An 11,547-nucleotide genomic window follows, 5' to 3' on the forward strand; every position below is an offset into this window, starting at 1 on the left:
ACGCGCGAACCATCGTCCAATCGGATGATGTGGCGCCCTGCCCGCTGCGCTGGAATGCCCGTCAGGCCGTGCCGGCAAGCGTCCGGCGCGGGCTCAGGGAAAACCGCGATGCGGGTTTACCTGATTCAGACCGCATCCGATTCAGACAGGAGTTCCAATGCCGCTCGACCCTCAGGCGCAGGCGCTGCTCGCCGCGCTCGCCCAAGCGCCCGCGATCGATTTCGATCAACTGACCGTGCCCGCGTACCGTGCGGGCCTCGCCGGAGGCAGCGCGTTCGCGCCCGGCGACGCGATTGCCGCCGAAGAGGACTGGCAGATCCCGGCCCCGGGTCGTCAGTTGTCCGCACGACTATATCGGCCCGATGCCGACGGGCCGTTGCCGCTGACCGTGTTTTTCCACGGCGGCGGCTTCGTCGCGTGCGGCATCGATTCGCACGCGAACCTGTGCCGCAGTCTTGCCAGACGGGCGCGCACGCTCGTGCTGTCGGTCGATTACCGGCTCGCGCCCGAAGCGCGCTTCCCGGCGGCCGCGCAGGACGCTTGCGACGCGGTGCGCTGGGCCGCCGCCAGTGCGCGCGATCTCGGCGCGCGCGCCGGTGCGATCGCCGTGGCCGGCGACAGCGCGGGCGGCAACCTGGCCGCGGTCGCCGCGCTGCAGTTGCGCGGCTCGGGCATCGCGATCGCGCACCAGTTGCTGCTGTATCCGGTCGTCGATTGCGCGACCGAGCATCCGTCGTACGAATCGCTCGGCGAAGGCTATTTCCTGACGGCGGACGCGATGCGCTGGTTCAAGCGCCAGTATTTCGACGACGGCGCCGACCGCGCATCGCCGCTCGCGAGCCCGCTCGCCGTGGCGGACCTGTCGGGCGCGGCGCCTGCCACCATCGTCAGCGCGGAATTCGATCCGTTGCGCGACGAGGCCGAAGCGTACGCACTGCGTCTCGCGCAGGCCGGCACACCGGTCTCGCTCGTGCGCTGGCCGGGCCAGCTGCACGGCTTCGCAAGCATGCTCGGCGCGGTCGATGCGGCCGATCGCGTGCTGACCTTCGGCGCCGACGCGCTGCGCCGCGCATTCGACGCGACGGAGGCGCAATGACGCTCGCCAGTACGCCGGAAATCGTCGACGAGCTGCGTGCGGGGCGGATGGTCCTGCTCGTCGACGAGGAGGACCGCGAAAACGAAGGCGACCTCGTGATCGCGGCCGATCACGTGACGCCTGACGCGATCAACTTCATGGCGCGCTTCGGGCGCGGCCTGATCTGCCTGACGCTGACCGCCGAGCGCTGCGAGCAACTGCGTCTGCCACCGATGGCCGATCGCAACGGCACGCCGTTCGGTACCGCGTTCACCGTCAGCATCGAGGCGGCAGAAGGCGTGACGACCGGCATTTCGGCAGCCGATCGCGCGCGGACGATCCGCGCGGCGGTCCGCTCGGGCGCGCGTCCCGACGATCTCGTGCAGCCCGGTCACGTGTTTCCGATCGCCGCGCGCCCGGGCGGCGTGCTGGTGCGCGCGGGACACACGGAGGCCGGCTGCGATCTCGCGGCGCTCGCCGGGCTCACGCCCGCGTCGGTGATCTGCGAGGTGATGAACGACGACGGCACGATGGCACGGCTGCCCGAGCTGCAGACGTTCGCCGCCCATCACGGGCTGAAGATCGGCACGATCGCGGACCTGATCCATTACCGCCGCGAGCACGAATCGCTCGTCGAACGTGTCGGCGAACGGCCGCTGCATACGCCGTGGGGCCGGTTCCGCGCGATCGAGTATCGCGACACCGTGCACGGTGCGCCGCATCTCGCGCTGGTGCGCGGCGAGCCCGATCCGTCGACACCCGTGCTGACGCGCGTGCACGAATGCCATTCGCTGCTCGACCTGCTCGACGCGGAACCATCCGCGCATTCGTGGCCGCTGCACGCGGCGCTGCAGCGGATCGATGCGGCCGGTTGCGGCGTCGCGGTGCTGCTCGACTGCGACATGCGCGGCGACGCGATGCGAACGCCGGCTGGCCACGCACGCCGCGACGGCCGCGTGACGGGAATCGGCTCGCAGATCCTGCGTGACCTCGGCGTGCGGCGGCTGAACGTGCTGTCGAGTCCGTTCCGGCTACCGGCGCTGTCGGGGCACGACCTGGAAATCATGGCGTTCATCCCGCTCGGCGACGACGATCCGGAAAGCGCGCGCGCCGCCCATGCGAGCCCGCTGCGGGCGGCGTGATGCCGGGCTGACGGGCGCGTACCGCGCGTCCTGGCACCGCCTCACGGGTTTCCGCTTGACAGGCTATCGTTTGTTTTTATGAAATACAGTCTTGGGTTTGTATTTTGACGATACATACCATAGACTGTATTTTTCGATTACAAACGATCGCCTGTCATTGCGCGGAGAGCCCATGGCATTCCCTGTCCAGACCTTGAGCCAGCTGCGCCCGATTCTCGTCGGCTTCCGGAAGTCGGCGGGGTTCACGCAGGCGCAGCTCGCTGCCCGCCTCGGCGTGACGCAACAGTCGTACGCGCAGCTCGAAGCCAATCCGTCCGCGGTCAGTATCGAACGCCTTTTCAAGGTACTGAACGTGCTCGGCGTTCGCCTGGCGCTCGAGCCGGGCACGCCGGACGACGCAGCGGCGCCCGCTGGCACCGCGCCGGCGCCCAAGCGCACGCCGGCCGCGCGCGGTCGCTCGTCTGGTTCGTCTGGTTCGTCTGGTTCGTCTGGCTCGTCCGGTTCGTCCGGTTCGTCCGATCTGCCGGTTCGCCTGCCGGCCGCTGCGAAGGCCCCATCCGCCGCCACGCGGAAACGGCCTGCCGCGACCACGCCCGGCAAGCCTCGGGGCACCAGCCGGGAGGACTGGTGACGATGGCCCGCCGCCCCCGCCACGACCGCCTCGACCTGTGGATGAACGGCATCCCGGTCGGCTACTGGGAAGTCCGGCGCGGCGTCGAGCGCCTCGTCTACCTGCCGGCGTGGGTCGACGATCCGCAAGGCCGTCCGCTGTCGCTGTCGCTGCCGTTCACGCCGGGCAACCAGTCGCACCAGGGCGCGATCGTCGCCGACTACTTCGACAACCTGCTGCCGGACAGCCAGCCGATCCGCCGCCGCATCGCGCAGCGCTACCGGCTCGGGTCGACGGCGCCGTTCGAACTGCTCGCGTCGATCGGCCGCGATTGCGTCGGGGCGCTGCAGTTGTTGCCCCCGGACGAAGCACCGGTCGACCTCGAATCGATCGACGGCACCGCGCTCGACAATGCGGCCGTGGCCGACGTGCTGCGCCACGCGACCGCCGCGCCGCTGCCCGGCCACGCGGAGCCGGACGGCGAGCTGCGCCTGTCGATCGCCGGCGCGCAGGAAAAGACCGCGCTATTGCGCGACGGCAATCGCTGGCTGCTGCCGGCGGGCAGCACGCCGACCACGCATATCTTCAAGCTGCCGCTGGGGCGCGTCGGGAACATGCAGGCCGACATGCGCACGTCGGTCGAGAACGAATGGCTGTGTTCGAAGATCGTCGCCGCGTACGGCCTGCCGGTCGCCGCGTGCGACATCGGCCGGTTCGACGACCAGAAGGCGCTGATCGTCGAGCGTTTCGACCGCCGCCCGTCCCGCGACGGCACCTGGATCCTGCGGCTGCCGCAGGAGGACATGTGCCAGGCGACCGGCACGCCGTCGGGCGCCAAATACGAATCCGACGGCGGCCCCGGCATCGCGACGATCATGGGCATCCTCGCGAATTCCGCCGACGCCGCGCGGGACCGGACGAACTTCTTTGTCACGCAGCTCGTGTTCTGGGTGCTCGCGGCCATCGACGGCCACGCGAAGAATTTCAGCATCGCGCACCTGCCCGGCAATACGTATCGCAGCACGCCGCTGTACGACGTGCTGTCCGCGCATCCGATCATCGGCACGCGCCGCAACCAGCTGCCGCCGCGGCGCGCCCGGCTCGCGATGGCCGTGTGCGGGAAGAATCGCCATTACGTGATCGGCGACATCCAGCCGCGTCACTGGATCGCGCAAGGCGCGCGTGTCGGTCTGACCGAAGACGCCGTACGCGCGGCCATGGCCGATGTGGCGGCACGCACCGAACCGGTGATCGCCGGCGTCGCGTCGCGCATTCCGGCGGATTTCCCGTCCGACGTGGCCGATGCGATCTTCGACGGGATGCGCCGCCAGGCGCGCAAGCTGGGCGCGGCCGACTAGGCGGTGCGGGCGCCCGGGCGGCCGCGCTGCGGGCGGTGGGCGGTGGGCGGCGGATCATCCACGTGGACGATGCGATCCGGCGTCGACTCCGCACAATGGTCGCCATCCCCATTCCGACGCACGACCAACATGGAACCTGCCGTCCTCGATACCGCGTTCAGCCCGCTGCAGATCGGCCCGCTGACGCTGCGCAACCGCCTGATCAAATCCGCGACCAACGAAGGGATGACGCCGAACGGCGTGCCGTCGCGTGCGCTCGTCGGGTTTCATGAACGCATCGCCGCGGGCGGCGCCGCGCTGACGACGGTCGCGTACTGCGCGGTCAGCGACGACGGCCGCACGTTCGTCGACCAGGCGCGGCTCGATGCGCCGACGGTCCGGCAATTCCGCGCGCTGACCGACGCGGTGCATCGCCACGGCGCAGCGGCGTCCGCGCAGATCACCCACGGCGGCTGCTTCACGTTCCTGCCGTCGCTGTCGACGAAGCGGCCGTTGAGTGCGTCGGGCGGGTTCAACAAGGTCGGCGTGATGAGCGGCCGCTTCCTGAAGCAGGCGATGACGCGCGACCAGATGACCGTCATCGCCGACGAATTCGCACGCGCGGCGCGCCACGCGCGCGACGCGGGCTTCGACGCGGTCGAGATTCACATGGGTCACGGTTATCTGCTGAGCCAGTTCCTGTCGCCGCTGTACAACCGTCGCCGCGACGCATACGGCGGCGATGCGGCGCGTCGCGCGACGTTCCCCGTCGAGGTGCTGCGCCGCGTGCTCGATGCGGTCGGCCGCGATCTCGCCGTGGTCTGCAAGATCGGCGTGACCGAAGGCGTGCGTGGCGGCGGAACGCCCGACGACGCATGCGAGATCGCACGGCGGCTCGAGGCCGAGGGCGCGCACCTGCTGGTGCTGAGCGGCGGGATGAACGTCGAGTCGGTGTGGCAGCTGTTCGGCAGCCCGCTGCCCGGCGAGGCGCGCGCGAACGCCGACAACGCGATCGTGCGCACCGCGATGGCGCTGCAGAAGCTCACCGAGCCGAAGATGGGCGCGTTTCGGGAGATGTATTTCCTCGAGCATTCGCGGCAGGTGCGTGCGGCCGTCCGGATGCCGCTCGCCTATCTCGGCGGCGTGCGCTCGCGCGAGAACGTCGCGCTGGCGATGCGCGAAAGATTCGACGCGGTGGCGCTCGCCCGCGCGCTCGTGTTCGAGCCGGGTTTCGTGAACGAACTGCGCGGCGGCGGCATCGCGCAATCGGGCTGCACGTCATGCAACCGCTGCGTCGTGTCGATGTACACGCCGGGCGGTACCGCATGCGCGCTCAAGGCGCCGAACGATCCGGCGCCGAACCGTGTGCCGGCCGCGGGCGTGTGAGGTTACGCGGTCGCTGATTCCTCAGTCGCACTCGCGGCCGTGGCCACTACCGCGACAACGCCCTCTGCCGCTCACCCGGCGTCGCGGGCGCGGGCCAGCGCCGCGAGGTTCCCTTCCCCGAATCCGTGGTGCCCCTGCCGCTGCACGATCTCGAAGAAGATCTCGCCGGGCCGGCGCTTGACGAAGGTCTGGAAGAACAGGCGCGGCACGCCGTCGCTGCCGATTTCGCCGTCGACCAACACCGCGCGGCGGCGCAGCGCGTCGAGATCGACGCCGTGCCCCGGCAGCCGCGCATCGACTTCGTCGTAATAGCGCGCCGGCGGTTCGATGAATTCGACGCCGTTCGCGCGCAGCGCATCGACGCTCGCCAGGATGTCGTCGGTCGCCAGCGCAACGTGCTGGACGCCTTCGCCCGGATGGTCCGGCAAATACGCGTGCATCAGCTCGGTGCGCCGCGTGCCTTCCTCGTAGACCGGAATCCGCACCGCGCCGCACGGCGACACCATCACGCGCGACTCTTCCGACACATGCCAGTGCGCGTCGATTTCATGGATTTCGCGGAAGTGCAGCAGGTCGTGATAGAAGTCGAGCCACTCGCGCATGCGCCCCGCGCCGACCGTCTGCGTGAAATGGTCGACCTGCTGCAGGCCCGTGCCCACGCAATCGAGATCGGTATGCGCGGTCGCGATGTCGATCGGCCGGAAATCGATGTCGAAGATCGAGATGTCGCCGACGCCGCCGCGCTGGCCGTCCCGCCCACGCCAGCGGTCGACGAAATAAAGGTGCGAATCGCCGATCCCCTGGATCGCGGGAATCTTCAGCTCGCCGACCCCGATCCGCTCGCCCTCGAACGCCCACGCGCCGAGCTCGATCGCACGCTCGAACGCGCGCCGCGCGCTGGCCACGCGCAGCCCGATCGCGCACACGCCCATCCCGTATTCCTCTGCGTAGCGCGCAGCGAACGAATCGGGCTCGGCGTTGATCAGGAACTGCATCTGCCCTTGCCGGTACAGCGTGACGTTCTTGCTGACATGGCGCGCGATCGCCTTGAATCCGAGCTGCTCGAAGCGTTGCGCGAGTGCGTCCGGCACCGGCGCCGCGAACTCGACGAATTCGAGTCCGGCCATCCCGAGCGGATTGGCGGCCGGATCGGCAACGGGCGGCGTATCGCTGGACAGGGAGTGGGAATTGCCGGGCATTGCAGTCTCCGGGGGCATACGGTCGATGGGGATGACGCCCGGCCGCTGGGGTGGCCGGGTGTCCGCCCGATTCGGGCGAGGTTTTGATGGTCCCGATTTTAACCAGATCGTTCACGGCGGCACACCCTGGCCGAACGGGATACGGATGCCTCGCCTAGTGCAAACCCGGAAATCGTTCGATAATCGCACATAAAAGATCGATAATCGCGCATTTTGACCGATCGGCCAATTGCCGTCGCGCGGCGCGCGCCCTATTCTCCGTTCACCCATCGACTTCAATGCAGCATCGGACGCGGCGCCGCCACGATTCCACGATGCGCCGTGCCAGGAGACTTCGCCATGACCCCAACCTTCGACACCCTCGACGCCGCCGCCGGCGCCCGCGCGCGCAGCCAGGCCCGCAAGGCCGCGATCGGCAGCTTTGTCGGTGCCGTCGTCGACTGGTACGACTTCCTGCTGTACGGGATCGTCGCCGCACTCGTCTTCAATTCCGAATTCTTTCCGAAGGTCAGCCCGACCATGGGTACGCTCGCGGCGTTCGCGACCTTCGGCGTCGGCTTCCTGTTCCGGCCGCTCGGCGGCGTCGTGTTCGGCCATTACGGCGACCGGCTCGGCCGCAAGCGGATGCTCGTGCTGACCGTGATGCTGATGGGGCTGTCGACCGTCGCGATCGGCCTGCTGCCGAGCTTCGCGACGATCGGCTGGTGGGCGCCCGTGCTGCTAGTGCTGATGCGTGCGATCCAGGGCTTCGCGGTCGGTGGCGAATGGGGCGGCGCGGCGCTGATGGCCGTCGAGAGCGCACCGAAGCAGAAAAAGGCGTTCTACAGCAGCGGCGTGCAGGTCGGCTATGGTGTCGGGCTCGTGCTGGCCACGGGGATCGTGTCGATCCTGAGCCATACGCTCGGCGAGGCCGCGTTCAAGTCGTGGGGCTGGCGCTTGCCGTTCGTGTTCAGCATCGTGCTGGTGCTGATCGGTCTGTGGGTCCGCAAGAGCATGGACGAGTCGCAGGAATTCGTCGAGAAGGTCGAGCACGGCAATCGCAAGCTGCGCCTGCCGGTGCTGGAGGCGCTGACGCGCCATCCGAAGGCGTTCCTGCTGATCGTCGCGCTGCGGCTCGCCGAACTGTTCACGATGTATATCGTCACCGCGTTCGCGCTCAGCTATTCGACGTCGAACCTCGGCATGTCGCGCGACCTGTTCCTGAACATCGGCCTGCTGGTCGGTGCGGTCAGCTGCGTGACGATCCCGTGCTTCGCGTGGCTGGCGGACCGCTTCGGCCTGCGCCGCATCTACCTGATCGGCGCGCTGATCGGCCTCGCGTCGGCGGTGCCGTTCTTCGTCGCGCTGGAATCGCGCTCGATCGCGTGGATCGTGGTCTTCTCGATCCTGCTGGCCAATGCCGCGCACGACATGATCGTGAGCGTCCAGCAACCGCTCTTCACCGAGTTGTTCGGTGCGGAATACCGCTACAGCGGCGCGGGCGTCGGTTATCAGTTCGCGAGCGTCGTCGGCGGCGGGTTCACGCCGTTCATCGCGGTGGCGCTGGTCAGCCTAGCCGGCGGTTCGTGGCACCTGGTCGCCGGCTATCTCGCGGTGGGTTGCCTGATCTCGCTGGTGGTCGCCGCGCGGATGCGGGCGGCGTAGTGAGGGAATGACCGGATGGCCGGCCGCGATACGCGCCGGCCATTTCCGCACCGGCTGCCATCCCCGGCCAGCCGGACGGGCCCGGCCCTCGCCCAACGTCAAACACGGTCAATCCCGCGCGCAGAAGCCCTTTTTCCCCTCTGAACATTCCACGTCACCCGCCGACCAATGGCATCATATGGGCCTACGTCAGTCACCGATACGCCCCCATATCATGTCGAATCTCATCGTCCACGGCGGCACTCCGCTGCGCGGGGACATCAAGCCGTCCGCGAACAAGAACGCCGTCCTGCCGATCCTGTGCGCCACCCTGTTGACCGATCAGCCGCTGCGCCTCGTCGGCGTGCCGGACATCACCGACGTGCGCAAGATCCTCGACATCTTCCGCACGCTCGGCAGCGACGTGTCGGTCGACTTCACGACCGGCATTCTCGAACTCCACCATCGCAACACGACGTTCGACCCGGCCGTTCACCGCCTGCCCGAGGCGATGCGCTCGTCGATCATGCTGATTCCGCCGCTGCTCGCGCGCTTCGGCGTCGCGCGCCTCGAGAACGACGTGAAGGGCTGCACGCTCGGCGTGCGCGAAATCGATCCGCACGTCGAAGTGTTCGAGCGCTTCGGCGCGCACATCCAGCGCACGCCCGATTCGCTGATCGTCCGTGCCGACGGCCCGCTGACGGCCAACGATCACTGGCTCGACTACGCATCGGTGACGACCACCGAAAACTTCGCGCTGTGCGCGACGGCCGCCGGCGGCACCTCCACGCTGATGAATGCGGCATCCGAGCCCCACGTGCAGGAGTTCTGCCAGTTCCTCGCAATGATCGGCGTCGCGATCGAAGGCATCGGCACGTCGCGCCTGTGCGTGACGGGCGGCGGCAAACTCGGCGGCGGCGAATTCCGCTTCGCCGAGGATTTCCACGAAATCGCGACGTTCCTCGCACTGGGCGCGATCACCGGCGGCGACATCACGGTGCGCAACTCGTCGCCGGAGCATTTCCCGCTGATCGACCGAACGTTCGCGAAGTTCGGCGTGACCGTCACGCACCGCGACGGCTGGTCCCGTGCGGAACGCGACGGCCCGCTGCGCGTGCGCCGGCCGTTCACGCAGAACATCCTGACCAAGGTCGAAGCCGCGCCGTGGCCGTACCTGCCGGTCGACCTGCTGCCGATCTTCATCGCGCTCGGCGTGCGCGCGGAAGGCAGCGCGATGTTCTGGAACAAGGTCTACGACGGCGCGCTCGGCTGGTCCGGCGAACTGTCGAAATTCGGCGCGCACGTGCTGCTGTCCGATCCGCATCGGCTGATCACGTTCGGCGGCCTGCAGCTGACGCCGGCGCGCGTCGAGAGCCCGTACATCATCCGTGTCGCGATCGCGCTGCTGATGGTGGCCGCGAGCATCGAAGGCCGCTCGGAAATCATGAACGCGCTGCCGATCCGCCGCGCGCACCCGCATTTCGTCGAAAACCTGCGTTCGGTCGGTGCGAACGTCGAGTGGACGAGCAGCGAGTAACGTCGATCCGGGATGCGGCGCGCGTAACGTTCGCGCCGCATCCTCAGGCAAACGGATTTCGCAACTCCGGACCACCCTCCACCCGCAAGCCATCATGCATGTCTTCGGTGTACAGGTACTCGCAGCCCTCGATCGATGCCGTTGCCACGATGCACGCGTCGTAGAACGACAAGCGATGCCGCTCCGCCAGCCTTCGCGCGAGGTCGTGCGCATCGACCGTGATCGGCACGACGCGGCACAAGCGCTTGATCGGCTCCAGAAACTCTCCCACGTCGCTCCACGGCATCCGCAGTTTGCGGCTGCAAATGCTGGCGACTTCGTTCAGGACCTGGACGCTGATGACCGGCTGTCGGAGAAACAATACTTCCGCACGGTTCGCCTTGCTTTCGTCCCCGGACAGCAAATAGAGCACGACATTGCTGTCGACGAACGATTTCGCCGACTCAATCCCGCTCATTCGCGTCATCCCGGCTGAACTTGAAGTCGGCGGGCAGCTTGCCCCTGAAACGCCTCAATCGCTGCAGAAGCTCGTCCGGCCTCGGCTTGCGACGCACGGCGAAAACGCGCGGACTGTCGACGACGATTTCGATATCGTCCCCCTCGCGAAGCTCCAGTGCGTCGACCACACTGGCCGGAAGGCGGACCGCCAGGCTGTTGCCCCACTTTGCAACCTGCATACGAACCTCCGTGGATATACAGGAGCAATTGTATATCTGCGATGCGAGGCCGCACAGCTGGCCGAACGGATAGCGCCGGCTCGCCGCATATCGCATTGTCCGGTGAGCCGCGCGATAATCGCCCACTCCCGCACGAATACCGCGCACGATGCGTCCCCCGACCATGAAAAAGCCCGACCTCGACCGACGCGACTGGATTGCCGGCCTCGAAAAGGGCCTGATGATCCTCGAGGCATTCGACAGCCAGCACGCGCGGATGACGCCGACCCAGGCCGCCGCCCGCACCGGCCTTACGCGCACGGCCGCGCGGCGCTACCTGCTGACGCTCGAATCGCTCGGCTACGTGTACACCGACGGCAAGCTGTACGGCCTCACGCCGCGCGTGCTGCGGGTCGGCTGGTCGTACTTCGATTCGGCGCGCCTGCCGCGCACGGTCCAGCCCTATCTGCAGCAACTGAGCGCGTCGCTGAACGAATCGGCGTACGTGAGCGTGCTCGACGGCTGGGAACTCGTGTTCATCGCTCGCAACGGCGTGTCGCGCGTGATGACGACCGGCTTCGTGCTCGGCGCGCGCGTGCCCGCCCCGCTGACGTCGCCGGGCGTCGTGCTGCTCGCGCATCACCCGGATCGCGAAGCCGTCCGCACGTGGCTCGACGACACCGAACTTGCGCCGTTCACGCCGCACACGATCACCAACAAGGCACGCCTGCTCGAACAGGTCGACCACGCGCGCGACGCGGGCTTCGCGGTGATCGAGCAGCAATTGCAGGTCGGCGTGCGCGGCATCGCGGTGCCGCTGAAGAACCGTCACGGCGAAGTCGTCGCCGCGCTGAGCACGAACATGCCGATCGGCGCGGAGACGACCGACGCGGCGGTGCGGCGCGTGCTGCCGCATCTGCAGGAAGCCGCGCTCGCGATGCTCAACGTGCTTTAGGGATTCACGCGAGCCGCGCGCACGACA

At 68.2% G+C, this 11,547-nt stretch carries 11 protein-coding genes; 8 read left to right on the top strand and 3 right to left on the bottom strand.

All coding sequences use genetic code 11. The features are described 5' to 3' along the window. The first annotated feature begins 157 nt into the window (after positions 1-157). The 5 genes from U4Y91_RS14675 to U4Y91_RS14695 all read left to right on the top strand — a co-directional run bounded on the left by U4Y91_RS14675 (position 158) and on the right by U4Y91_RS14695 (position 5,550). Positions 158-1,096 (top strand): alpha/beta hydrolase, encoded by a 939-nt coding sequence (locus tag U4Y91_RS14675; RefSeq protein ID WP_321805612.1) that lies wholly within the window; start codon positions 158-160, stop codon positions 1,094-1,096. Then, positions 1,093-2,217: a bifunctional 3,4-dihydroxy-2-butanone-4-phosphate synthase/GTP cyclohydrolase II gene (ribBA, locus tag U4Y91_RS14680; protein WP_321805613.1), complete on the top strand. Its 1,125-nt coding sequence runs from the start codon at positions 1,093-1,095 to the stop codon at positions 2,215-2,217. Before U4Y91_RS14675 ends, ribBA begins: the two co-directional genes overlap by 4 nt. 172 nt (positions 2,218-2,389) lie before the next feature. After that, positions 2,390-2,848 carry a helix-turn-helix transcriptional regulator gene (locus U4Y91_RS14685; protein ID WP_321805614.1) on the top strand — a complete coding sequence of 153 codons (459 nt, stop codon included), beginning with the start codon at positions 2,390-2,392 and terminating at the stop codon, positions 2,846-2,848. A 2-nt stretch (positions 2,849-2,850) separates the two neighbouring features. Continuing rightward, positions 2,851-4,185, top strand: coding sequence for a type II toxin-antitoxin system HipA family toxin (locus U4Y91_RS14690; RefSeq protein WP_321805615.1), 1,335 nt, complete (start codon positions 2,851-2,853; stop codon positions 4,183-4,185). Positions 4,186-4,314: 129 nt separating this feature from the next. Further along, positions 4,315-5,550, top strand: a complete 1,236-nt coding sequence (locus U4Y91_RS14695) for an NADH:flavin oxidoreductase (RefSeq protein ID WP_321805616.1) — start codon at positions 4,315-4,317, stop codon at positions 5,548-5,550. A gap of 71 nt (positions 5,551-5,621) precedes the next feature. Here U4Y91_RS14695 and U4Y91_RS14700 read toward each other — a convergent pair whose 3' ends face one another. Next, the gene (locus U4Y91_RS14700) at positions 5,622-6,749 is read right to left on the bottom strand and encodes a 4-hydroxyphenylpyruvate dioxygenase family protein (protein ID WP_321805617.1); all 1,128 of its coding nucleotides are present in this window, start codon (positions 6,747-6,749) and stop codon (positions 5,622-5,624) included. A 339-nt stretch (positions 6,750-7,088) separates the two neighbouring features. Here U4Y91_RS14700 and shiA point away from each other — a divergent pair, with 339 nt between their 5' ends. Beyond that, a complete protein-coding gene (gene shiA, locus U4Y91_RS14705; protein ID WP_257772592.1) occupies positions 7,089-8,393 on the top strand; it encodes a shikimate transporter in 1,305 nt (434 codons plus the stop codon). 214 nt (positions 8,394-8,607) lie between these two features. Next, positions 8,608-9,909 carry a UDP-N-acetylglucosamine 1-carboxyvinyltransferase gene (locus U4Y91_RS14710; protein ID WP_044843107.1) on the top strand — a complete coding sequence of 434 codons (1,302 nt, stop codon included), beginning with the start codon at positions 8,608-8,610 and terminating at the stop codon, positions 9,907-9,909. Between the two features lie 43 nt (positions 9,910-9,952). Here the strand turns inward: U4Y91_RS14710 and U4Y91_RS14715 are convergent, their stop codons facing one another. Further along, positions 9,953-10,366, bottom strand: coding sequence for a PIN domain-containing protein (locus tag U4Y91_RS14715; RefSeq protein WP_321805618.1), 414 nt, complete (start codon positions 10,364-10,366; stop codon positions 9,953-9,955). After that, positions 10,353-10,586 (bottom strand): AbrB/MazE/SpoVT family DNA-binding domain-containing protein, encoded by a 234-nt coding sequence (locus U4Y91_RS14720; protein WP_044843105.1) that lies wholly within the window; start codon positions 10,584-10,586, stop codon positions 10,353-10,355. Before U4Y91_RS14720 ends, U4Y91_RS14715 begins: the two co-directional genes overlap by 14 nt. A gap of 163 nt (positions 10,587-10,749) precedes the next feature. Here U4Y91_RS14720 and U4Y91_RS14725 point away from each other — a divergent pair, with 163 nt between their 5' ends. Further along, complete coding sequence (locus tag U4Y91_RS14725; protein WP_321805619.1) at positions 10,750-11,520, top strand: IclR family transcriptional regulator domain-containing protein; 771 nt, start codon at positions 10,750-10,752, stop codon at positions 11,518-11,520. The last annotated feature ends 27 nt before the right edge of the window (positions 11,521-11,547 follow it).

The organism is Burkholderia sp. BCC1993, assembly GCF_905339865.1.
GTDB lineage: Bacteria > Pseudomonadota > Gammaproteobacteria > Burkholderiales > Burkholderiaceae > Burkholderia.